Source organism: Streptomyces buecherae, from assembly GCF_014295035.1.
GTDB classification, from domain to species: Bacteria; Actinomycetota; Actinomycetes; order Streptomycetales; family Streptomycetaceae; genus Streptomyces; species Streptomyces youssoufiensis.
The window spans coordinates 7803270-7827647 of the sequence record NZ_CP060404.1 but is presented as its reverse complement, the minus strand read 5'-3'; the positions used below and the strand labels follow the sequence as shown (position 1 = coordinate 7827647).

Below are 24378 nucleotides of genomic sequence, written 5' to 3'. Positions count from 1 at the left end.
CGGACGGTGGAGAAGACGATGACCGCAGCACAGACACCCGCGTCACACGACCGCGTCCTGGCGGCCCTGCGGCACTCGGTGAAGGAGAACAAGCGCCTTGAGCAGCGCAACCACCAGCTCACCGAGGAACGGCACGAGCCGGTCGCGATCGTGGACATGGCCTGCCGGTTCCCCGGCGGCGTCACGTCGCCCGAGGACTTCTGGCAGTTGCTGAGCGAGGGCCGGGACGCCGTCACCGAGTTCCCCGCCGAACGCGGCTGGGACACCGAGGCGCTCTACGACCCCGACCCGGACCGGCCGGGCCACAGCTATGTGCGGCACGGGGCCTTCCTGCGGGACGCGGAACGCTTCGACGCCGCGTTCTTCGGGATCAGCCCGCGTGAGGCGCTGGCGATGGACCCGCAGCAGCGGCTGCTCCTGGAGACGGCGTGGGAGGTCTTCGAGCGGGCCGGCATCGACCCCACGTCGGTGCGGGGCAGCCGGATCGGCGTGTTCGTCGGGGTGTCTCCGCTGGGGTACGGGGCGGGCTCGCAGGCGGCGTCGGAGGGCACCGAGGGCTATCTGTTGACCGGGACGACGGTCAGTGTCGCCTCCGGGCGGCTGGCCTACGCCTTCGGCCTTGAGGGGCCCGCGCTGACCGTGGACACCGCGTGCTCCTCGTCGTTGGTGGCCCTGCACCTGGCGGCGCGGGCGCTGCGGGCGGGTGAGTGCACCGCGGCGTTGGTGGGCGGGGCCGCCGTGATGGCGGCACCGCACATGTTCGTGGAGTTCAGCCGCCAGCGTGGGCTCGCCCCGGACGGCCGTTGCAAGGCGTTCGCCAGCGCCGCCGACGGCACCTCCTGGGGCGAGGGCGTGGGCCTGCTCCTTGTCATGCGGCTGTCGGAGGCGCGCCGCGCGGGGCACCGGGTGCTGGCCGTGCTGCGGGGCAGCGCCGTCAACCAGGACGGCGCCTCCAACGGGCTCACCGCGCCGAGCGGGCCGGCACAACAGCGGGTGATCCGGCAGGCGCTGGCCGACGCGCGGCTGGCCCCGGACGAGGTGGACGCGGTCGAGGCGCACGGCACTGGCACCCGCCTCGGCGACCCGATCGAGGCCCAGGCCCTGCTCGCCACCTACGGGAAGGACCGGCCGGCCGACCGACCCCTGTGGCTGGGCTCGGTGAAGTCCAACATCGGCCACACCCAGTTGGCCGCGGGCGTCGCCGGGGTCATCAAGACCGTGCTCGCGATGCGGCACGGCGTCCTGCCGCCCACGCTGCACGTGGACACCCCGGCCGAGCGGGTCGACTGGTCCCGGGGCGCGGTGGAACTCCTCACCGAGGCGCGCCCGTGGCCGGCGGCCGACCGGCCCCGCCGAGCCGCGGTGTCCTCCTTCGGGATCAGCGGCACCAACGCCCACGTCATCCTCGAGGCGGCCGACCCCACCGACGCCGGCACGGGCGGCGCCCCCACCTCCGGGGCGCTCGTCGCCGACACGGCGGCGGACCCAGACCGTGACACGGGCGCGGGATCGGTCCCGGCTTCGGGCAGCGACACGGACGCGGCCCCGGACAGCGGCGCAGCCCCGGACGGTGGCGCGGCCGTGGGCGGTGGCGTGACGGGCGAGCGGCCCGTGGCCGCCCCCACCCCCTGGTCGCTGTCCGCCGCCGACCCCGAGGCGCTGCGCGCGCAGGCCCTGCGGGTACGGGAGGCCGTCGCCGCGCACCCCGGCTGGGAACCGTCCGCCGTGGCCTGGGCGCTGGCCACCACCCGGGCCGACCTCGCCCAGCGGGCCGTGGTCGTCGGCGCCGGGCGTACCGAACTGCTCGCCGGGCTCGACGCGCTCGCCGGGGGCGCCGCCGCGGCGCACACCGTCGTGGGCGAGGCGGCGCGGGGCGGCGGGCTCGCGTTCCTCTTCACCGGGCAGGGCTCGCAACGCCCTGGCGCCGGGCGGGAGTTGTACCGTCTCTTCCCCGTCTTCGCCGAGGCGCTGGACCGCAACTGCGCGTTGCTGACCGAGCGGACCGGCCTGCCGCTGCGCGAGGCGCTGCTCGCCGAGGAGGGTTCGGCCGGCTACCCGGAGCACGTGCGGCTGCTGCGGCGGACGGCCTGGGCCCAGTGCGCCTTGTTCGCCCTTGAGGTGGCCTTGTTCCGGCTGGTGGAGTCCTGGGGAGTACGCCCGGACTTCCTGCTCGGCCACTCCGTCGGCGAGTTGGCCGCCGCACACGTGGCCGGGGTGTTCTCGCTGGAGGACGCGGTGACCGCGGTGGCCGCCCGGGGCCGCCTGATGCAGGACCTGCCGGCGGGCGGGGCGATGGTGGCCGTGGAGGCGACCGAGGAGGAGGTCGCGGACCTGCTGGCCGGGGGCGACGGGACGGCGGAGATCGCCGCGGTCAACGGCCCGACCTCGGTGGTGGTGTCGGGTGACGAGGACGAGGTACGGCGGGTCGCCACCGCGCTACGCGACCGGGGCCGGCGCACCAGGGAGCTGAGCGTCAGCCACGCCTTCCACTCGCCGCTCATGGACGGCATGGTGAGCGCGTTCCGTACGGTCATGTCCCGGTTGGCGACCCACGAGCCGACGCTGCCGCTGATCTCCAACGTCACCGGACTGCCGGCCACCGGCGAGCAGATCCGCTCGGCCGAGTACTGGGTGCGCCACGCCCGAGCGACCGTGCGTTTCCACGCCGGAGTCCGGCACCTGGCGGCGCAGGGTGTCCGCACCTTCCTGGAGCTGGGCCCCGACAGCGTGCTGTGCGCGACGGCCCGTGACGGCGCCCTGGACGCGTTGGACGCGAGCGCCGACGAGGTGGCGGCCGTGCCGCTGCTCCGCGCCGGCCAGCCCGAGCCGACGACCGCGCTCACCGCACTGGCCACGCTGCACGTACGAGGGTGTGGGGTGGACTGGGCAGCCTGCCTGGGCGATGTCGCCGGCCGTCCGGACCCGACGGCGCGGGTGGACCTGCCCACCTACCCTTTCCAGGGCGAGCGCTACTGGCTGCCGCCGCGGCCGGCCGTCGCCGAACCCGCCGACCTGGGCCTGGAGGCCGCCGGGCATCCGCTGCTCGCCGCCGCGCTCGCCCCGGCCGACGGTGACGGGCTGCTGCTGACCGGCAGGCTGTCGGTCCGCTCCCACCCGTGGCTCGCCGACCACGTCATCCTGGACACGGTGGTCGTTCCCGGCACGGCCTTCCTCGAACTGGCCCTGCACACGGGGCGGTTGACGCGGTGCCCGGGCGTCGACGAGCTCGACCAGGAGAGCCCGCTGATCCTGCCCGCCGACGGCGCGGTCCGGGTGCAGCTCAGGGTGGGAACGCCCGAGGAGGACGGCCGCCGGCCCCTGGCCGTGTACTCCCGACCCGACGGCGACGGCGACGACACCGAGCCCTGGACCCGGCACGCGAGCGGAATGCTGACCGCCGCGGCCGAGGCCAGCCCCGCCGCCGACTCCCCCGGGCTGGACGGGGCCTGGCCGCCGCCGGGCGCCGTGCCCGTCGACATCGCCGACTTCTACCGCGCGGTGGCCCTGGACGGCTTCGCCTACGGGCCGTCCTTCCAGGGCCTGCGGGCCGTGTGGCACGCGGGAGACGACGTCTACGGCGAGGTGGAGCTGCCGGAGCCCTACCGGGCGGAGGCCCTTCAGTACGGCGTGCATCCCGCCCTGCTCGACGCCGCGCTCCACGCGGGCCTGGTGGGCAGCACCGGGGAACAGGTGCTGCTGCCCTTCGCCTGGAACGGCGTACGGCGCGCGCGTACCGGCGCGGCCCGGCTGCGCGTCCGCCTCTCCCCGGCCGGACAGGACGCCATGTCGCTGCTGGTGACCGACGAGTTCGGCGCGCCCGTCGTGACGGTGGCCGCGCTGCGGGCGCGGCCGGTCTCGCTGGCCCAGTTGCGAGCCGCCGCCGGAACGCCGGCCGGGGACGCGCTGTTCCGCGTGGAGTGGGCCGCCGCCGGCCCGGGCACGGCGGACGCCGCCGGGGCGGACGAGGCGGAGTGGGCGCTGGTCGGGCCGTACGATCCGCTGGCGGACCCGACACCCGAGGCAGCCGGCGGCCCGCTCGACCACTACCCGGACCTGGCGGCTCTCGCGCAGGCCGTGGCGGCGGGGGGCCGGCCGCTGCCGACGACCGTCTTCCTGACCTGCCCACACGCCGCGCCCGGCGCGGCCGTGCCGGAGGCGGCCAGGGAAACGGTGGAGTGGGCCAGCTCCGCGCTCACCGCGTGGGCCGGCGACCCGCGCTTCGCCACCTCCCGGCTGGTCGTGCTGACGCACGGCGCGGTCGCCGCCGGGCGGGACGAGGACGTGCCGAACCTCGCCCAGGCGCCGCTGTGGGGGCTGGGGCGGGCGGCCCAGGCCGAACACCCGGGCCGATTCGTCCTGCTCGACCTCGCCGCCGGCGCCGACGTCCGCTCAGCGCTGCGGCGGGCCGCCGGTTCGAACGAGCCACAGCTCGCCGCGCGGCCCGCCGGCCTCCGCACACCCCGGCTGGTCCGGGCCAGGCCCGCCACCGTGGACCCCACGCCAGCGGCTGCGCGCCTGGGCGACCGCGCCGGAACGGTCCTCATCACCGGCGGCACCGGCGCGCTGGGCTCGCTGCTCGCCCGGCACCTGGTCGCGGAGCACGGCGTACGACACCTGTTGCTGCTCACCCGGCGCGGCCCACAAGCTTCCGAGGCCGAGCGGCTGACGGCCGACCTCACCGCGGCCGGAGCGCGGGTGACGGTCGCGAGCTGTGACGTGTCGCGACGGCAGGCCCTGGCCGACGTGTTGGCCGCGATTCCGGCGGAGCATCCGCTGACCGCGGTCGTGCACGCGGCGGGTGTGGTGGACGACGGGGCGCTGGAGGCGCTGACGGCGGAGCGCTTCGACACCGTGCTGCGGCCGAAGGCCGACGCGGCCTGGCACCTGCACGAGCTGACCCGGGGCATGGCGCTCGACGCGTTCGTCCTGTTCTCCTCGGCGGCGGCCACCCTCGGCGGCGCCGGGCAGGGAAACTACACCGCCGCGAACAGCTTCCTCGACGCCTTGGCCCAACACCGCGCCGCCCACGGCCTGCCCGCCCGCTCCGTGGCCTGGGGGCCGTGGGAGCAGCAGGCGGGAATGGCCGGAGAGTTGGACGAGGCGGCCCAGCGTCGGATGCGGCGCGCCGGCGTCCTCCCACTGGCCCCGCACGACGGGCTCGCGCTCTTCGACGCCGCGCTGGCCGGGGACGACCACACCCTCCTGGCGGTCCGACTGAACCTGGCCGCCCTGCGCGGCACGGCCGGCGCCGTGCCACCGCTGCTGCACACCCTGACCGGCACACCCACGACACCCGGGGCGGCGCCTGCCGCGGCCCAGTGGCGCGGGCGGCTGGCCGGGCTGGCGGCCGACGAGCGCGAGGGCGCCCTGCTCGACCTGGTGCGCGACGCGGTGGCCACCGTGCTCGGCCACTCGGACGCGACGGCCGTGCACGGCGAACGGGCCTTCAACGACCTCGGGTTCGACTCCCTGACCGCCGTGGAGCTACGGAACCGGCTCGCCACCTCCACCGGGCTGCGACTTCCGGCCACCTTGATCTTCGACCATCCGACCTCCCGGGCCCTGGCCCGCTACCTGGACGGTGCGCTCCCCCAGGACGGTGCGCCCACCGGCGTGCCGGTACTCGCCGAACTCGATCGCTTCGAAGCCACCCTGGCCACCCTCGCCCCCGACCACCCCGACCAACCACGGATCGCCACCCGGCTCCGCGCCGTCCTGGCCCGCTGGGAGGACCGGTCGGCCGCCGCCGTTCCCGACCCGGACAGCGGGCTGGCGGACGACGCCGCGGACGACGAGGTCTTCGACTTCATCACCAACGAACTCGGGATCTCCTGACCGGCCCCGGGGCCATCACTCAACCGAGCCTCACGCCTTCTCCGTCCCTCCCGACCTGCCGAAAGGGTGGCACCACCGTGGCGAGCGAGACCGAGGAAAAGCTGCGTTACTTCCTCAAGCGGGTGTCGACCGACCTCCAGGAGACGCGCCGCCGCCTGCACGACCTGGAGTCCGTCGAGGGCGAGCCGATCGCCGTCGTGGGCATGGCCTGCCGCTACCCCGGCGGTGCCGACTCTCCGGAGAAGCTGTGGCGCCTCCTCACGGAGGGCCGGGACACGGCCACACCGTTCCCCACCGACCGGGGCTGGGACGTGGAGGCGCTGTACGACCCCGACCCGGACCACCCCGGCACGACGTACGGGCGCGAGGGCTGCTTCATCGACGACGCGGGCCACTTCGACGCGGGCTTCTTCGGCATCGGACCGCGCGAGGCGCTGGCCATGGACCCGCAACAGCGACTGCTCCTGGAGACCACCTGGGAGACGTTCGAGCGGGCCGGCATCGATCCGACCACACTCCGTGGCAGCAGCACCGGCGTCTTCATGGGCACCGGCCAGCAGGACTACGCCTCCCTGGTCCAGCGGGCGACGGAGAACCTGGAGGGATACCTGCTGTCGGGCGGCGCGGCCAGCGTCATCTCCGGGCGGCTGTCGTACGTCTTCGGCCTTGAGGGCCCGGCGATCACGGTGGACACCGCCTGCTCCTCCTCACTGGTCGCCCTACACCTGGCTACCCAGTCACTACGCCGCGGCGAGACGACCATGGCCCTGGCCGGCGGAGCCACCGTCATGGCCGCGCCCGGCATGTTCATCGAGTTCAGCCGACAACGCGGCCTCTCCCCCGACGGCCGCTGCAAGGCGTTCGCCGCCTCGGCCAACGGCACCGGATGGGGCGAGGGCGTCGGCGTCCTCCTCCTCGAACGTCTCACCGACGCGCAACGCAACGGACACCGGGTACTCGCCGTCGTGCGCGGCTCGGCCGTCAACCAGGACGGCGCCTCCAACGGCCTCACCGCACCCAACGGCCCAGCCCAACAGCGCGTCATCTGGCAGGCGTTGAGCAACGCCAGGCTGACCACCGACGACATCGACGCGGTGGAGGCACACGGCACCGGCACCACGCTCGGTGACCCGATCGAGGCCCAGGCCCTGCTCGCCACCTACGGCCAGGACCGCTCCGCCGACCGTCCCCTGTGGCTGGGCTCACTCAAGTCCAACATCGGTCACACCCAGGCCGCCGCCGGCGTCGCCGGCGTCATCAAGGCGATCCTCGCGCTCCACCACGGGGCGCTGCCCAAGACCCTGCACGTGGACGAGCCCACACCCCACGTCGACTGGGAGTCCGGCGCCGTACGCCTGCTCACCGAGCAACGCCAGTGGCCCGAGACGGGCCGGCCACGCCGAGCCGCCGTCTCCTCCTTCGGAGCCAGCGGCACCAACGCCCACGTCATCGTGGAGCAGGCCCCGGAGCCGCAGGCCGCCCCGGAGGAGGCCGAGACCACGGTCGACACGGGCATCATCCCGATCGTCCTCTCCGCACGAGGCCACCGGGCACTCCGCGCCCAGGCCGCACAACTCGCCGCGTACGTCGAAGACCACCCCGAGACCGACCCGTACGCCATCGCCCACACCCTGCTCAGCACGCGAGCCACCCTCGAACACCGCGCCGTCCTCCTCACCCGCGACCGCGACCACCTCCTGAACGCTCTCCACGCCCTAGCCAAGGGTGAGGAACACCCCAGCGTGGTGTTGGGGAACGCGGACCACACCAAGCCCGTCTTCGTCTTCCCCGGCCAGGGCTCACAGTGGACCGGCATGGCCACCGACCTCCTGGGCACCGCCGAGGTCTTCCGGCAATCCATAGCCGACTGCGAGAACGCCCTCGCCCCGTACGTCGACTGGTCACTCACCGACGTACTCACCAACGGCCAACCCATCGAACGCGTCGACGTCGTCCAACCCGCGCTGTTCGCCGTCATGGTCTCGCTGGCCAGAGTCTGGGAATCGCTGGGCGTCCAACCCACCGCCGTCATCGGCCACTCCCAAGGCGAGATCCCCGCAGCCGTTATCGCAGGCGCCCTCACCCTCCTAGACGGCGCACGCATCACCGCCCTCCGCAGCCAAGCCATCCACACCACCCTCACCGGCCACGGCACCATGGCCTCCCTCCCCCTCACGCCCGAAGCAACCCAACAACTCCCCGGAGCCTGGGGCCGAGAGCTTCACATCGCCGCCCACAACGGACCCCACACCACCGTCATCGCCGGAGACAGCGCGGCAGTCGAAGACCTCCTCAAGCACTGCGAAGAGCACAACATTCGCGCCCGACACATCAACGTCGACTACGCCTCCCACAGCCCCTCCGTGGAATCCGTGCGCGAGCAACTACTCCACCAGCTAACAGACCTGAAGCCCGCGACGAGCGACATCCCGTTCTACTCCACCACCACCGGCCAGGCTCTCGACACCACCCACCTCACCGCCGACTACTGGTACACCAACCTCCGCCAACCCGTACTCCTCACCGATGCCACCACCACCGCCCTGGAAAACGGCCACACCACCTTCATCGAGATCAGCCCCCACCCCATCCTCACCACCGCACTCCACGACATCACCGACGAAGCCAACCAACCCGTCAACGCCACCATCACCGCAACCCTCCGCCGCGACCACGGCACCTGGACCCAACTCCTCACCCACGCCGCCCACCTCCACACCCACAACACACCCATCAACTGGACCACCACCCTCCCCACCACCACACCCCAACTCGACCTCCCCACCTACCCCTTCCAGCGGCGGCGCTACTGGGTGGACGCCAGGGCGTTGGACGTCTCGCCGCTGGCCGCGTCGGGTGATGACGCGGTGGAGGGTGACTCGGCGGGGGCGGAGCTGCGGCGGGAGTTGGCCGGCCGGTCCGAGGTGGAGCAGGAACGGGTGCTGCTCGAACTGGTACGGACGCACGCCGCCGTGGTCCTGGGCCTGGAAGGGCCGCTGAATGACGGGCGGTCCTTCAACGAGTTGGGCTTCGTCTCGCTCACCGCCGTGGAACTACGCAACCGACTGATCGCGGCGACCGGTGTGCGGCTGCCCGCGACCGTGGTCTTCGACCACCCGACGCCACGGGAGCTGAGTCGACGGCTGCGCGCCGAGTTGGCGGGCCCCAGGAGCCAGCGGGCGCCACGCCCGGTGGCGGCGGCGCGGACGGCACCCGAGGGTGATGACGATCCGATCGCGATCGTCGCGATGGCCTGCCGGTTCCCGGGTGGTGTGGGCAGTCCGGAGGACCTGTGGCGGCTGGTTGTCGAGGGTACCGACGCCATCTCGGCCTTCCCCGAGGACCGTGGGTGGGACGTGGCGGGGATCTACCATCCCGATCCGGGCCGCAGTGGCCGTACGTACACGCGGGAAGGCGGGTTCATCGCCGACGCGCACGCGTTCGACGCCGCGTTCTTCGGGATCGGGCCGCGCGAGGCGCTGGCCATGGACCCGCAGCAACGGTTGCTCCTGGAGACCGCGTGGGAGGTGTTCGAGCGCGCGGGCATCGACCCGACGAGCACGCGCGGCAGCCGTACGGGCGTCTTCGCTGGCTCCAGTGGCCAGGACTACCCGCAGCTCGTCCTCGGGGCCTCGGCTGACATCGAGGGGTACCTGATGACCGGCAACGCCGCCAGCGTGTTGTCCGGCAGGCTGGCGTACGCGTTCGGGCTCGAAGGCCCGGCCGTCACCGTGGACACCGCCTGCTCGTCGTCGCTGGTCGCGCTGCATCTGGCCGGCCAGTCGCTGCGCTCGGGCGAAAGTGATCTGGCGCTGGCCGGTGGGGTGACGGTGCTGTCCACACCGCAGGCGTTCATCAGCTTCAGCCGGCAGCGCGGGCTGGCGCCCGACGGTCGCTGCAAGCCGTTCTCCTCGGCCGCCGACGGCACCACATGGGGCGAGGGGGTCGGGCTGCTCCTCCTGGAACGGCTGTCCGACGCCCGGCGCAACGGCCATCCGGTCCTCGCCACGGTGCGCGGCAGCGCCACCAACCAGGACGGGGCGAGCAACGGCCTCTCCGCGCCCCACGGCCCCTCGCAACAGCGGGTCATCCGGCAGGCGCTCGCCAACGCCCGGCTGACTCCGGCCGAGGTGGACACGGTGGAGGCGCACGGCACGGGCACGCCGCTGGGCGACCCCATCGAGGCGCAGGCCCTGCTCGCCACGTACGGCCAGGACCGGCCGGCCGACCGCCCCCTGTGGCTGGGCTCGGTGAAGTCCAACATCGGCCACACGGCCGCCGCGGCGGGGGTCGCCGGGCTGATCAAGATGGTGAAGGCGATGGAGCACGGGGTGCTGCCACCGACGCTGCACCTGGGCGAGCCCACCCCGCACGTGGAGTGGGGCACCGGGCGGGTCGCGCTCCTCACCGAGCCGGTGGCCTGGCCGGATACCGGCCGGCCGCGCCGGGCCGGGGTGTCCGCCTTCGGCATCAGCGGCACCAACGCGCACGTGCTCATCGAGCAGGCGCCACCCGAGCCCGAGCGGGCGGCGGACGCGGCGAAGCCGGTCCCGGACCCGGCCCGTGCGGCGGAGCCGGTCCGGGACCCGGCCCGCGCGGCGGGTCCGGAGGGCGCGGAAGCCGCTCCGGCCGGGCACGTGTCACCGGTGGTCCTGTGGCCGCTGTCCGCCCGTGGCGAGCGGGGCCTGCGGGCTCAGGCCGAGCGGTTGCGGGAGCACCTGGCCCAGCGGCCCGAGCTGGACCCGGTGGACGTCGCCCGCGCGCTGGCGGCCTCCCGGGCCGGGCTGTCGCACCGCGCGGTGGTCCTCGCCGACGGGCAGGGCGCCGACGCCGGGCGCGCTGGCCTGCTCGCGGGGCTCGCCACGCTGGCGGCGGGCGAGAACGCGCCGGGTGTGGTGCGGGGCACGGTCACCGGCGGCCGGACGGCGTTCCTCTTCCCCGGCCAGGGCAGTCAGCGGCCGGGGATGGGGCGCGGCCTCTACGACGCCTTTCCGGTCTTCGCGCGGGCGCTTGACGAGATGTGTGGGCTGCTGGACGAGCATGCCGACGATCCGGGACGGCCGGGTCTGCTGTCGGTGTTGTTCGCGGCGGAGGGCACCGCGCGGGCGCGGTTGTTGGACGAGACGGTGTACACCCAGCCCGGGTTGTTCGCGGTGGGGGTCGCCGCGTACCGGCTCCTTGAGTCCTTCGGTGTCGTGCCGGACTGTGTCGGCGGGCACTCCATCGGGGAGTTGGCCGCCGCGCACGTGGCCGGGGTGTGGTCGGCCGACGACGCCTGCCGGCTGGTGGCGGCCCGGGCCCGGCTGCTCCAGGCGACGCCGGAGGGCGGCGCGATGACCGCGCTCGAGGCGAGCGAGGACGAGGTGCTCCCGCTGCTGGCCGGGCGCGCCGACCAGGTCTCCGTCGCGGCCGTCAACGGGCCTCGCGGCACCGTGGTCTCCGGGGTCGCCGAGGCGGTCGCCGAGATCGCCGCCGTCTTCGCCGGCCAGGGGCGCAGGACCAGGGAGCTGCGGGTGGGCCGGGCCTTCCACTCGCCGCTGACGGATGGCGTGTTGGCGGAGTTCGGCGAGGTCGCCGCCTCGCTGACGTACCGGGCGCCGCGCGTCCCGGTGCTGTCCAACGTGAGTGGCGCGCTGGCCACCGCCGAGGAGTTCGGCACGCCGGCGTACTGGGTGCGCCATGTGCGCGAGGCGGTCCGGTTCTACGACGGGGCCCGCCAGTTGGCCACCGACGGGATCATCAGTGTGCTCGAACTGGGGCCTGCCGGTGTGCTGTCGGCGCTGGTCCGCGAGGTTCCGGTGGAGCGGGGCGGCTCGATGGCGGCGGTGCCCCTGCTGCGGCGCGGCAGGCCGGAGCCCGAGAGCGCCCTGGCGGCGCTGGCCCACGCGTACGCCCACGGGGCGCCGGTGGCGTGGGACGCGGTGTTCGGCGGTGCGGGGGGCCGTCGGGTCGAGCTGCCGACGTACGCGTTCCAGCGGCGGCGGTTCTGGCCGGTTGGCCCACAGGGCCCGCGCCAGGACGCGGCCGACGAGCCGGTCGGGGCGACGGAGGACGGCGGCGCGGCCGTCCTCGGGGCCCGGTTGGCGGAGTTGGACGGGGCGGGGCGCCGTGCGGAGTTGCGGGCGTTGGTGGTCGCCCAGGTGGCGGCCGTGCTCGGGCACCCCGCAACCGACGAGGTCGAAGCCGCGCTCGGCCTGCCGGAGCTGGGCATCGACTCGCTGGCCGCCACCGAACTACGCGACAGCCTGCACCGCGCGACGGGCGTGTCCCTGTCGAGTACCGCCGTCTTCGAACACCCCACCCTGGACGACCTGGCGGCACACCTCCTGGCCGGATGGGAGGCGCTCGGCCCCGAGGCCCGGACCGCCCCCGCGCCGGCGTCCACCGGGCCGGAAGCCGGCGCGCCGACGACCGACGAGCCGACGCTTGACGAGCGGACGACCGACGAGCGGACGACCGACGAGGGGACGACCGACGAGCCGGCGGTGGCCGAGCCGGTGGGCATGCTGGGTTCGCTGGCCGTACGGGCCGCCCGGGCGGGCCACTTCGCGGAGTTCGATGTCCTGCTGCGGGACACGTCCCGCTTCCGGGAGACCTTCGCGGCGGTGTCCGACCTGACCCGGCGCGCGGCCCCGGTCCGGCTCGCGCACGGGCCGGCCCTCCCCCGGCTGGTCTGCTTCCCGTCCTTCGCCGGCAGGTCGGGGGCCCACCAGTACGCCCGGCTGGCCTCGGCCGCCCGGGGCGAGCGGGACCTGTGGGCGGTGCCGGCGCCCGGTTTCGTCGACGGTGAGGCGCTCCCCGCCGACCTGGGCGCGCTCGTGGACCTACACGCGTCCGACGTCGGACACATCCGCGAGGACGCCCCGTTCGCCCTCGTCGGTCACTCCGCCGGCGGCTGGATCGCGCACGCGGTGACCGAGCGTCTGGAGGAACTCGGCACCCCGCCGGTGTGCCTGGTCCTGCTGGACAGCTACCCGCCCGGCAGCCCGGTGCTCCCCCGTATCCAGGCGGCGCTCGGCGCGGGCCTCGCCACGGGTGGGGGCGGGCTCGCGCCGGCCGGCGCGGCGCTCGACGACGTCTGCCTCACGGCGATGGGCGGCTACGGCGGCCTGTTCGCCGACTGGCAGCCGCGTCCGCTCGCCACCCCGGTACTGCAGGTCCGGGCCACCGCGCCGCTCCCCGGGTTCCCCACGGCCGACTGGCAGCCGGCCTGGCCGGGCGAGCACACCGAACTCCAGGTGCCGGGCGACCACTTCTCCGTACTCGGCGAACACGCCGCGGCCACCCTGCGGGCCGTCGGCGACCACCTCGGGGAGCCGTACTGACCGCGCCCCGGCCCGGCAGCGCCCCCACACCTCCCGTACGACCACGACTCCGCACCACGTCCAGCACCGACCGCGACCAAGGGTGACCAGCGATGACCAGCACACACGACCACCAGCCCGACCCGGTGGACCAGGAGGTCCTGGACGGCCAGGCCGCCTACCACCCGCGCGCCCTCGCCTTCTACGACCTGGTGGTGTTCCGTGGCAGCGCCCCGCTCTTCTGGCGCTGCTCGCCGCGGAACTTCCTCCAGATGTACGCCACCAGCGTCGGGGCCAGCCACCTGGAACTCGGCGTCGGCACCGGCTACCTGCTGACCCGCACCCGGTTCCCGGTCTCCAACCCGAAGATCACGCTGGCCGACCTCAACCCCAGCACCCTGGACTTCACCGCGCGGCGGCTGGCGTTCTACGAGACCACCAAGGTCGTCGCCAACGCGCTGGAGCCGCTCCCGGTGCCGGCGGAGAGCCACGACTCGGCCGCCCTCAGCTTCCTGCTGCACTGCGTGCCGGGCAGCCTGCGGGAGAAGGGCGTGGCCATCCGGCACGCCGCGGCGGCGGTCAGGCCCGGCGGCACGGTGTTCGGCAGCACCATCCTGTACGCGGGGGTCCCGGTGACCCGGTCCGGGCGGTGGCTGATGAACAACCTCAACGACAAGGGCGTCTTCCACAACTCCGAGGACAACCTGGAGGACCTGCGCGACCAGTTGAAGCAGAACTTCGACGACTTCGACCTGGTGACCCGCGGCAGCGTCGCGCTCTTCCGGGCCCGTAAGCCCGCGTGAGCCCGGACGCGCACCGGGCCAACATCCCGCGTGGCCTCACCCCGCCGCCCGGGACCGCTCCCCACCACCGACCCGATCCGACACACCTGTCCTGCCCGCCCCGCCGCGTCGACGCCGCGGGCCCACCGCACGGAAGAGGAACCACACCCATGACCGCACGCTGGTATCCGATCGAGGAGGCCGACGACACCCTGTTCGCCACGGCCCCGCTCTACCACGCCCGCTCGGTGGAGGTGCCGTACTCGGCACAGGAGACCTGGGAGGCGCTGACCGGGGACGGGGTGTCGAGCTGGACCAAGGGCATGAAGCGACTGACCTGGACCTCGCCGCGGCCGTTCGGTGTCGGGACCACGCGGGAGATCGAGATGGGTGGTGACTTCACCCTGCGCGAGCGCTTCTTCCGCTGGGAGGAGGGGCACCGCAAGACGTTCACCGGGGTGGCCGGCACCCGGTCGATCTTCCGGCACCTGGTGGAGGACTACGTCGTGGAACCGACCCCGTACGGCGCCCGGTTCAGTTGGCGCTGGGCGGCCGAGCTCAACCGGCCCTGGTCGTTCTTCGGCCCGGCCCTGGACAAGCTCTCCTTCGCCCCGGTGGGGCGCTCCCACATCGACGGCCTGCCCGGCTACATGGCCACCCAACGGGCCGCGGCCGACCGCTGACGGGCCGGCCGCCAGCTCACCGGGCTGCCCGGCCCCGGCCCAGCCATCACAGAACCGCCACAGGAAACACCACAGGAAAGAGGACGTATGTGCGGGATCACCGGGTGGATCGCCTTCCGGCGGGACCTGAGCGCTGAACAGGCCGCGTTGGACGCGATGACGGCCACCATGCTGTGCCGGGGCCCGGACGCCGAGGGCACCTGGCTGTCACCGTCCGCCGCGCTCGGGCACCGGCGGCTGTCCGTCATCGACCTGACGGGCGGCGTCCAACCCATGGTCGCGCAGACCCCGGACGGCCCGGTGGTCCTGACGTACAGCGGCGAGGCGTACAACTTCGTCGAACTGCGCGACGAACTGCGCCGCCGTGGGCACGCGTTCCGCACCGCGAGCGACACCGAGGTGGTGCTGCGCGGCTACCTGGAGTGGGGCGAGGGCGTCGCGGACCAGCTCACCGGCATGTACGCGCTGGGCATCTGGGACGGGCGGGCGGACAGGCTGGTCCTGCTGCGTGACCGGCTCGGCATCAAGCCGCTGTACTACTACGAGACCGAGGACGGAGTGATCTTCGGCTCGGAGGCCAAGGCCATCCTCGCCCACCCCGAGGTCGAGCCGGTGGTGGACACCGACGGCATGCGCGAGCTGTTCGCATTCGTCAAGGAGCCGGGGCGCTCGGTGTGGGCGGGCATGCGCGAGGTGAAACCCGGCAACCTGGTCGTGCTGGACCGCTCGGGCCTGCGCGAGCGCGCGTACTGGCGACTGGAGGTCGCCGAGCACCGCGACGACACCGAGACCACCGTACGCCGCGTGCGCGAGCTGCTTGAGGACAGCGTCCGGCACCAGGTGGTGGCCGACGTGCCGCAGTGCGTCCTGCTCTCCGGCGGGCTCGACTCCAGCGCCCTGACCGCCCTGGCCGGGCGCCACCTGGCCGAGCGGGGTGAGCGGACCCGTACCTTCACCGTCGACTTCGAGCAGCCCGAGGCGTTCCGCCCCGACGAGCTGCGCGGCTCGCAGGACGCCCCGTTCGCCCGCGAGGTGGTCGAGCACGTCGGGACCGTGCACCACGACATCCGGCTCGACCACCAGGAGTTGGCCAACCCCGAGGTGCGGCGGGCCACGGTCACCGCCCGCGATCTGCCGTTCGGCTTCGGCGAGGCGGACAACTCGCTGTACCTGTTGTTCAAGGCGGTGCGCGAGCACTCGACGGTGGCCCTTTCGGGTGAGTCGGCGGACGAGATCTTCGGCGGCTACCCGTGGTTCCACCACCCGACGGTGCAGCAGGCCCCGATGTTCCCGTGGGTGACGGCCTCCGGGCTGAGCCCCAAGTCCCACCCCACCAAGCTGATCAGCCCGGAGCTGCTGGTCGGCACGCTGGACGTGCCCGGCTACTGGCAGCAGCGCTACGCGCAGTCGGTAGCCGAGATCCCGGCGGTGCCGGGCGAGGACGAGCACGAGCGGCGGATGCGCGAGTTCTGCTACGTGCACCTGACGAGCCTGCTGGGGATGCTCCTGGACCGCAAGGACCGGATGAGCATGGCGGTCGGCCTGGAGGTACGGGTGCCGATCTGCGACCACCGCCTGGTGGAGTACGTGTACAACACGCCCTGGTCGATGAAGACGTTCGACGGTCGCGAGAAGAGCCTGCTGCGCGCGGCCGTCCAGGACGTCCTGCCGCGTTCGGTGGTGGAGCGGGTGAAGGCCCTCTACCCGCACACGCAGGAGTCGCGGTACGTGCGGGAACTCCAGCGCCAGGTGGCCGAGTTGCTGTCCGACGACCACCGCGCGGTGGAGTTCTTCGACCGGGACGCCCTGACCAAGGCCGCCCGTGGCCTGCCCGAGGCCGTCGAGCCCGACGAGCGGGAGGCGTTCGAGCGGGTGCTCGACCTGGCCGTCTGGCTCGATGTCCGCCGTCCGACCATCAAGCTCTCCTGAGGAGCCACCGACCATGCCAGTCGACAACGACGTGTACAACCACCTCTCGTGGTGGGACGACAACCAGCCGTTCGCGACCCTGGAGGCGTTCACCCCGCCCCGGTTCGACTACTTCCACGAGGTGCTGACCAGCCGGCTCGGCCTGGACCTGACGGGCCAGCGGATGCTGGACATCGGCTGCGGTGGCGGGTTGCTCGCCGAGCGGTTCGCACGGGCGGGCGCCCAGGTCACCGGCGTAGACCCGTCAGGGCCCTCGCTGAAGGCCGCCGCCGAGCACGCCCGCGCCGAGGGCTTGAGCATCCGCTACCAGGAGGGGTTCGCGGAGCAGCTCGACTTCCCCGACGCCTCCTTCGACCTGGTGTACTGCTGCGACACCCTGGAACACGTCACGGACACCAGCCGGGCGATCAGCGAGGCGGTCCGGGTGCTCAAGCCCGGCGGTTACTACCTGTACGACACGATCAACCGCACCTTCCGCTCCAAGCTCGGCATGATCAAGATGGCGCAGGACTGGAAGTCCGTCCGCTTCGCGCCCAAGGACCTGCACGACTGGAACGGCTTCATCAAGCCCGCCGAGCTGCACGCCCTCTTCCGCACCCACGGCCTGCACAACGAGGACCTGGTCGGCTTCGCCTCCAGCCGGCCGCCGCTGGAGCTGCTGCGCGCGATGCGCAGCCGGGCACGCGGCGAGATCACCTACGGCGAGTTGGGCCGCAGGTTCCAGCTCAGGGTGGCCAAGGACACCTCGGTCATCTACGGCGGCTACGCCAGGAAGACCGCCCCGTGAGCACCGGCGCGAGCGCCACCCACCCCACCCGCGACGCGTCCCAGGAGGCTCCGCACGTGCACGTACCGGTACTGATCGTGGGCAACGGTCCGGCGGGGCTGACGGCCTCGCTGGCACTGTCGCGCTACGGCATACGGCATCTGGTGGTCGGCAAGTACGAGACGAGCGCGAACACCCCCCGCGCCCACCTGCTCAACCAGCGCACCGGCGAGATCCTGCGCGACCTGGGTGTCGAGGAGGCGGTGCTGGAGGCGGCGACGCCCAGCCCGCTGCTGGCCAACCACGTGTTCATGTCCACCTTCGCGGGTCCCGAGGTCAGCCGGCTCGACGCGTACGGCAACGGCCCGGACCGGATCGGCGACTACCGCGCCGCCAGCCCGAGCCAGATGTGCAACCTGCCGCAGCACCTGCTGGAGCCGATCCTGGTCCGGGAGGCGGAGCGGGCCCATGTGGGCGAGTTGCGCTTCGGCCAGGAGTTCCTGCGCATGACGCAGGACGCGGACGGGGTCACCGCGGTGATCGCCGACCGTCGGACGGGCCAGGAGTACGAGGTGCGCTGCGACTACCTGATCGGCGCGGACGGCGCCAACAGCCGGGTGATGGAACAGGCGGGACTCACCCTCGCGGGGCAGACCGGCCTGGCCAGGGTGGCGTCGATCTGGTTCGAGGCGGACCTGTCCCGCTACTGCGAGGACCGCCCCGCGATCCTGTACATGGGCGCCGTGCCGGGCAACCCGCCCGAGGACGGCCGGGTCTTCGTCAGCATCAGGCCCTGGAACGAGTGGGTCTACCTGCGCTTCTTCGGCCCCGACGAGGAGTTCGACCCGGACGACCACGAGGAGGTGCTCGACCACATCCGGGAGAGCGTCGGCGACCCCTCGGTCAACGTCACGATCAAGCACGTCTCACCGTGGGAGGTCAACGCGGTCGTCGCGCCCCGGTACGCGTCGGGGCGGGTGTTCTGCGTCGGGGACGCCGTGCACCAGATGCCGCCCACCAACGGGCTCGGCCTGAACTCGGCGGTCGCCGACGCATTCAACCTGTGCTGGAAGCTGCGGCTGGTACTGGAGGGGACCGCCGGCCCCGAACTGCTCGACACCTACCAGAGCGAGCGGCTGCCGGTGGGCGGCCAGATCGTCGACCGGGCGGTCCGCAGTATGCTGGACTTCCTCGCCATCCCGGCGGCCCTGGGCTTCACGGCCGAGCAGAGCGCCGCGGAGCAGTCCGCGCTGCTGCGCGGTCTCGCCGACGACACACCGGAGGCGGCCGAGCGCAGGGCGGCCCTGGCCGCCGCGACCGACCAGATCAACTACCAGGTCAACGCGCACGGCGTGGAGATCGGCTACCGCTACCGTTCCGGGGCCCGCGTGGACGACGGCACACCCGAACCCTCGCAGGAGACCGACCCGGAGCTGTACTACCAGCCCACCACCTGGCCGGGCGCCCGGCTCCCGCACGCCTGGCTGGAGGACGGTCGGCGCCGGGTCTCCACCCTCGACGTGGTCGGCCGGGGCCGGTTCGTCCTGCTCACCGGCCGCGGCGGCGAGGCGTGGCATGATGCGGCCAGCGAGGCCACGCGGTCGACCGGGGTCACCGTCACGGTCCGCACCATCGGCGCGGCCGAGGGCCTGCGCGACCCGTACGGCACCTGGGAGCGGCTGCGCGAGGTCGACCCGGACGGCTGCGTCCTGGTGCGGCCCGACGGCCACGTGGCCTGGCGCGCCCAGACCAGTGAGGTGGCCACCGAACTACCGAAGGTGCTCGCCCGCCTCCTCGGCGCGACCTCGGAGCGGGGCCTGCGCTGACCCGCGTACCGCGCGGAGCACGGGCTCGTGCGGGGGTACGGCCGCCACGGCGGACCGCACCCCCGCACGGCCGTGCGCCCGGTGGTGCGCGCCCCGCGCTCTCGGCCCGTCGACGCGAGGCATGCGCTCAGCGCGAGGGGGGCGGCACGCCCCGTTTCGCGCGGTCACCCGGGAGGGTGATCAGGGGCGGGGTCGGGTGGCCGTGTCGAGGTAGAAGGCGTCGATGCTCTGGACGGCCTGCTCGAACTCCTCGAGGTTCACGGGCTTGGTCACGTAGGCGTTGGCGTGGCTGCTGTACGCGCTGGTGACGTCGTCAGGCGCGGTGGATGTGGTGAGGACCACCACGGGGATGGACTGCAGGTCCTCGTCGCCCTTGAGGATCCTCAGCAGCTCGCGGCCGTTCATCCGGGGCATGTTCAGATCGAGAACGATGAGATCGGGCCGGGGGGCGTCCGGGGTGCGCAGGTGTTCCAGCGCGGCGACCCCGTCGGTGACCCGGACCAGGTTGCGGGCTCCGCGCTCGGAGAGGGCTTCCTCGATGAGCATGGCGTCAGCGACGTCGTCCTCGACGAGCAGGACGTCGAGGGGGCGGGCGGGGGTGGCCATCATCGGGTGCTCCGTGGGTTTCTCGTCTGAGTGGTGGAAAAGGCCCGGCCAGCGACGCCGGGCGCCCTGGCGGGTCATGCCGCACGCGGAGCCGAGCTGTGGGTAGCTGGCGCCCGCGCGGGCGGCGGCCGTGGCCGCCTCACGCTGGAGCCGTTCGGTGGCTTGCTGGAGGTGGTCGAGTACGTGGAGTAGGGCCAAAGCCTCCGGTAGCTCGCCCGAGGCCCAGCGTGAGGAGGGCTTTTCCAGCAACCGTTGGGTGAGGCGCCGTGCAAGGTCGTCCACCGCCGCGTCAGCGATGGCGGCCGTCTCGTGCGAAGAGGTCCGCAGGTCGAAGTTCTTGCCTGGCATGTCCAGCACCCTAGGCCCCCGAGGCGGCCCGCGACAACAACAGTTGTCGCCCCATACAGTGTGCTCGCCATACTTACCCGACGCCCGGGACGACTGTCCTAGTGAAACGAGGAGTGCACGAGATGACCGGCGACGAGAGACCGCCGCGTCTGCGCGGACTGTCCGCGTGGACGACCCGCCGGTGGCTTCGCGTGGGGGTGTCCGTCTCCCTGGCGGTACTGGCCTTGCTCGGCGCGACGGGAGCCTGGGTCCTGTCGCGGACCGAGACGATCAGCGAGGACCTCGTGGACGTGCGCTCCCCCGCGCTGATCACCGCGATCCGCCTGGAGTCGGCCGTCCTCAACCAGGAGACGGGCATCCGCGGCTACGGGATCACCGGCGCGCCGGAGTTCACCGCGCCGTACCGGCAGGGGCTCACCGAACAGCGGGCGGACCTGGAACGGCTCGCCGACCTGCTCGCGGACGACCCCGACAGCCGGGCCGGGCTGGAGGCCGTGCGGAAGGCCGTGGAGCGGTGGCAGGAGCGGGTCGCGCGACCCATCGCCGAGGCGCCGCCGGACGCGGTCTCGGCGCTGGCGGCCGAGCGGGCGGAGGAGGGCAGGACCACCTTCGACGAGGTCCGCGCCGCGCTGAGCGACCAACAGCAGCGCCTGCGCGCGGACCAGGCGCAGGCCAGGGACGACCTGATGTCCATGCTGACCGTACGGAACTGGGTGTTCAGCACCATCGGCGTGCTCATCCTGGCGCTCGCGGCCCTCATCTTCGAGGGGCTGCGCCGCGGCATCACCGGGCCGCTGGACCAGCTCGGCGCGGACGCCCGCACCATCGCCGGGGGTGACTTCGATCACCCCATCGACCCCTCAGGACCGGCCGACCTGCGGCGGCTCAGCGGCGAGATCGACTCCATGCGCCGGCGTCTCGTGCGGGAACTGGCCTTCAAGGAGGAGGCGCGGTCGCGGCTGGACGCGCAGGCCGCGGACCTCCAGCGCTCCAACGCGGAGCTGGAGCAGTTCGCGTACGTGGCCTCGCACGACCTCCAGGAGCCGTTGCGCAAGGTCTCCAGCTTCACCCAGCTCCTGCAGCGGCGGTACGGGGGGCAGCTCGACTCCCGGGCCGATCAGTACATCGACTTCGCGGTCGACGGTGCCAACCGCATGCAGGTCCTCATCAACGACCTGCTCGACTTCTCCCGGGTCGGGCGGCTGCACAACACCCACGAGAGCGTCGACCTGGAGCAGGTACTCGAGCGCACCCTGTCCACGCTGAGCGTCGGCATCGAGGAGGCCGGCGCCACCGTCACCCACGACCCCCTGCCCACCCTGACCGCCGATCCCACCCAGATGGGCATGCTCTGGCAGAACCTGATCGGCAACGCCGTCAAGTTCCGCCGCCCCGGCAAGGCGCCGGAAGTGCATGTCGCGGCGTGCCAGGAGGGCGAACTGTGGCGGTTCACCGTCACCGACAACGGCATCGGCATCGACCCCGAGTACGCGGACAAGGTCTTCGTGATCTTCCAACGGCTGCACACCAAGGACGCCTACTCCGGAAGCGGCATCGGTCTGGCCATGTGCAAGAAGATCGTCGAGTTCCACGGCGGCACCATCGCCGTGGACACCTCGTACCACGACGGCGCGCGCATCAGCTTCACCCTCGCTCCCGAGCCGCCGGAGGCCGCCGACGCGCCCATCGCCACGGACACCGACCGCTCCGAGGAGGAGCAGGCACGATGACCGCGCCGGTGACCACCACAGACCGAGCGTCCGCCGACGAGCCGACGTATCACATCCTGCTGATCGAGGACGACGAGGGCGACACCCTGTTGGTGGAGGAACTCCTCCACGACACGGGGTTGCGGTTCGAGCTGACCACGCGCACCACGTTGGCCGAGGCCCGTGCCGCCCTGGCCGACAGGCGGATCAACTGCATCCTTCTCGACCTGCACCTGCCCGACGCGTCGGGCACCGACGCGGTCACCGCGATCCGGGCCCTGGCCCCGCACACCGCGGTGATCGTCCTCACCGGGCTGTCCGAGGCCCAGGCGGGCACCGAGGCCATGGCCGCCGGCGCCCAGGACTACCTCGTCAAGGGCAAGGTCGAAGCGGACCTGATGCACCGGACGGTGCGTTACGCCGTCTACCGGAGCCAGACCGAACGCGCGAACGCCGAGGCCCAGGCGGCCCGCCTGCGGGCGGAGGAGAACGCCCGGCTGGAGCGGGGCCTGCTGCCCCAGCCCCTCCTCGACACCTCCACGGTGCGCGTCACCTCCCGCTATCTGCCCGGTGCCGAGATGACCCTGCTCGGCGGGGACTTCCTGGACGTGGTGGAGGGTGACGACGGCCTGTTGCACGCGGTGGTGGGCGACGTCAGCGGGCACGGCCCGGACGCCGCCGCGCTGGGCGTCTGCCTGCGCATCGCCTGGCGCTCCCTGGTGCTGGGCGGGCACCGGGGGGACGACCTGTTGCACCTCATGGAACGCATCCTGATCGCCGAGCGCGGCAACCAACAGCTCTTCGCCACGTGCACCCTCCTCACCCTGGACCAGGCGGCGGCCACCGCCACCCTCCACCTCGCCGGCCACCATGAGCCCCTCCTCACCACGACCGAGGGGACCCTGGAACTGACCGCCGCGCACGGCATCGCCCTGGGCATCGTCCCGGGGGTGGACAGTTGGCCCGCCACGGTCGTCCCGCTGCCCGCCGCCGGAGCCCTCACCCTGTACACCGACGGCCTCACGGAGGGGCACAACGGGCCCGGGCGCGAACGGCTCGGCGTCGAGGGCTTGCTGGCCCTCATCGAGAACCTGCCGCCGACGCCCCCGGCCGCCCACGTCGACCTGCTCATCAAGGAAACCCACGAGCTGAACGCCGGGCGGCACTCCGACGACGTCGCCGTACTCCGCCTCGACTGGGGCAGGAAGCCAGCCAGCGGCTGAGACCGGGCCGGCTCGTCCGGCTCCCGCACGGCGCGTACGGGCACACGCGGCCGGCCGTGGGGCCGGCCGCGTGCCCGGTCCCCCGGTCGGGTACTACGGGATCTCGATGGCCGGGATGCCGAACTCCGCCGCGACGAGCTCGAAGATGAGGGCCCAGGTCCGGTACTCGGTGTTGGTGTGGAAGGCGATGGTGTGCTCGCCGTCCGGGGTTCCGACGACGGCGATGTGGGAGCCCTGGAGACTGCCGCCGACGCCGCGGAGCCTCAGACCGTCGGTCACCGCCTCGTCCAGTTCGAACACGCCGAGGCCGTACCGGGCGTGCGGCATCCAGTTGCCGCCCTCGGTGGAGACCGTGGTCCACATCTTCCGGTGCTGCTCCGGCGGCAACAGGGTGCCGGAGGCGAGGGCTTCCAGCGCGCGCACCATCTCGCTCGTGGTGGAGACGACGTTGCCGGCGGCCCACGCCCACGAGGAGTTGAAGTCCGTCGTGTCGAGGGGGCCGAGGCCGGGGCTTTCGAACATCGACCGCCAGTTCTCCGCGGTGACGTCCGCCGGGTCGACGCCCTCCCGCAGGAACACCTCCGAATAGGCCCGCGGGTGCGGGTTCGGGTAGCCGGTGTCGTCGGCGGGGCGTACGTAGGTGTGACTCAGGCCGAGCGGGCGGATGACGGTGCGGTCGACTTCCTGGGCGTAGCTGTTGCCGGTGGCCTTCTCGATGATCGCGCCGGCGAGGTAGTAGCCGCCGTTGGAGTAGCTGAAGCCCGCGCCCGGCTCGTGCACCGGAGGCTGGGAGAGGGCGAGTCGCAGGAGCTCGTCGGTGGTCCAGGTGTCGAACCGGTTCGCGAGGAACCCGGAACGGGTGCTGTAGCGGCGCGAAATCTCCGGCGCGAGGCCCGTGATGAACAGCCCGCTGGTGTTGTTGAGCAGGTGCCTGATGGTGATCCTCTCTCCGTCGTACCCCTTGTCGCCCAGCAGCCCGGGCAGCCACTTCTCCACCGGGTCGTCGATGTCCAGCTTCCCCTCGGCCTCCAGTTGCAGCATCGTGGCCGACGTGAACGCCTTGCCGGCGCTCCCGATGTGCACGTACTCGCCCGTCCGGCGCCGCCGGCCGGTCGTGATGTCCGCCAGACCCGCCGTGCCGAGCCACACGCCATCGGGCCCCTTGACCTCGGCGACGATGCCGGGGATGTGCATCTCCGCCACCGCTCGGTCGAGCACCCGCTGGATCTTCTCGTGCCCGAGGCTTACGACGTTCGTCATCGTGCTTCCTTCCCGACGCGCGGACGACGGGGCTGCTCGTGGCAGCGCCGTCCGGCCGCTTGTTTGGTACGGCTACGACGGTGCCGCTCGTCGGTGACACGCCGCTG

At 73.0% G+C, this 24378-nt stretch carries 9 protein-coding genes and 2 pseudogenes; 9 read left to right on the top strand and 2 right to left on the bottom strand.

The annotated features are described in order from the left end of the window. Positions 1-18: 18 nt before the first annotated feature. The 7 genes and pseudogenes from H7H31_RS35105 to H7H31_RS31070 form a co-directional block, all read left to right on the top strand. Positions 19-5574, top strand: a pseudogene (locus H7H31_RS35105) (type I polyketide synthase); the annotation flags it as partial. Between the two features lie 353 nt (positions 5575-5927). Next, positions 5928-13160 (top strand): annotated as a pseudogene (locus H7H31_RS33530) (type I polyketide synthase); the annotation flags it as partial. 92 nt (positions 13161-13252) lie between these two features. Beyond that, entirely contained in the window at positions 13253-13942 is a 690-nt protein-coding gene (locus H7H31_RS31090; RefSeq protein ID WP_176160444.1) for a class I SAM-dependent methyltransferase, read from the top strand. Positions 13943-14091: 149 nt separating this feature from the next. Beyond that, positions 14092-14604, top strand: a complete 513-nt coding sequence (locus H7H31_RS31085) for an SRPBCC family protein (protein ID WP_187064798.1) — start codon at positions 14092-14094, stop codon at positions 14602-14604. A gap of 87 nt (positions 14605-14691) precedes the next feature. Further along, positions 14692-16533: an asparagine synthase (glutamine-hydrolyzing) gene (gene asnB, locus H7H31_RS31080; RefSeq protein WP_187064796.1), complete on the top strand. Its 1842-nt coding sequence runs from the start codon at positions 14692-14694 to the stop codon at positions 16531-16533. Positions 16534-16546: 13 nt separating this feature from the next. Continuing rightward, a complete protein-coding gene (gene ubiG / locus H7H31_RS31075; RefSeq protein WP_187064794.1) occupies positions 16547-17320 on the top strand; it encodes a bifunctional 2-polyprenyl-6-hydroxyphenol methylase/3-demethylubiquinol 3-O-methyltransferase UbiG in 774 nt (257 codons plus the stop codon). Next, positions 17317-19125, top strand: coding sequence for an FAD-dependent monooxygenase (locus tag H7H31_RS31070; RefSeq protein ID WP_232110163.1), 1809 nt, complete (start codon positions 17317-17319; stop codon positions 19123-19125). The genes ubiG and H7H31_RS31070 overlap by 4 nt, the downstream gene beginning before the upstream one ends. 180 nt (positions 19126-19305) lie before the next feature. Here the strand turns inward: H7H31_RS31070 and H7H31_RS31065 are convergent, their stop codons facing one another. Then, positions 19306-20079 carry a response regulator gene (locus H7H31_RS31065; RefSeq protein WP_187064792.1) on the bottom strand — a complete coding sequence of 258 codons (774 nt, stop codon included), beginning with the start codon at positions 20077-20079 and terminating at the stop codon, positions 19306-19308. Positions 20080-20201: 122 nt separating this feature from the next. On the opposite strand from H7H31_RS31065, the gene H7H31_RS31060 reads away from it, so the two are divergent. Next, a complete protein-coding gene (locus tag H7H31_RS31060; RefSeq protein WP_187064789.1) occupies positions 20202-21809 on the top strand; it encodes a sensor histidine kinase in 1608 nt (535 codons plus the stop codon). Next, positions 21806-23011, top strand: a complete 1206-nt coding sequence (locus tag H7H31_RS31055) for a PP2C family protein-serine/threonine phosphatase (protein WP_187064788.1) — start codon at positions 21806-21808, stop codon at positions 23009-23011. The genes H7H31_RS31060 and H7H31_RS31055 overlap by 4 nt, the downstream gene beginning before the upstream one ends. Positions 23012-23104: 93 nt before the next feature. Here the strand turns inward: H7H31_RS31055 and H7H31_RS31050 are convergent, their stop codons facing one another. Then, on the bottom strand, positions 23105-24271 hold the full coding sequence (locus H7H31_RS31050; protein ID WP_187064787.1) for a serine hydrolase domain-containing protein: 1167 nt from the start codon (positions 24269-24271) through the stop codon (positions 23105-23107). Positions 24272-24378: the final 107 nt, after the last annotated feature.

Coding starts and splice junctions, on each gene's coding strand:
- ubiG (WP_187064794.1), top strand. CDS start 16,547: ATGCCAGTCGACAACGACGTGTACAACCACCTCTCGTGGTGGGACGAC.
- asnB (WP_187064796.1), top strand. CDS start 14,692: ATGTGCGGGATCACCGGGTGGATCGCCTTCCGGCGGGACCTGAGCGCT.
- H7H31_RS31090 (WP_176160444.1), top strand. CDS start 13,253: ATGACCAGCACACACGACCACCAGCCCGACCCGGTGGACCAGGAGGTC.
- H7H31_RS31065 (WP_187064792.1), bottom strand. CDS start 20,079: ATGCCAGGCAAGAACTTCGACCTGCGGACCTCTTCGCACGAGACGGCC.
- H7H31_RS31050 (WP_187064787.1), bottom strand. CDS start 24,271: ATGACGAACGTCGTAAGCCTCGGGCACGAGAAGATCCAGCGGGTGCTC.
- H7H31_RS31085 (WP_187064798.1), top strand. CDS start 14,092: ATGACCGCACGCTGGTATCCGATCGAGGAGGCCGACGACACCCTGTTC.
- H7H31_RS31060 (WP_187064789.1), top strand. CDS start 20,202: ATGACCGGCGACGAGAGACCGCCGCGTCTGCGCGGACTGTCCGCGTGG.
- H7H31_RS31055 (WP_187064788.1), top strand. CDS start 21,806: ATGACCGCGCCGGTGACCACCACAGACCGAGCGTCCGCCGACGAGCCG.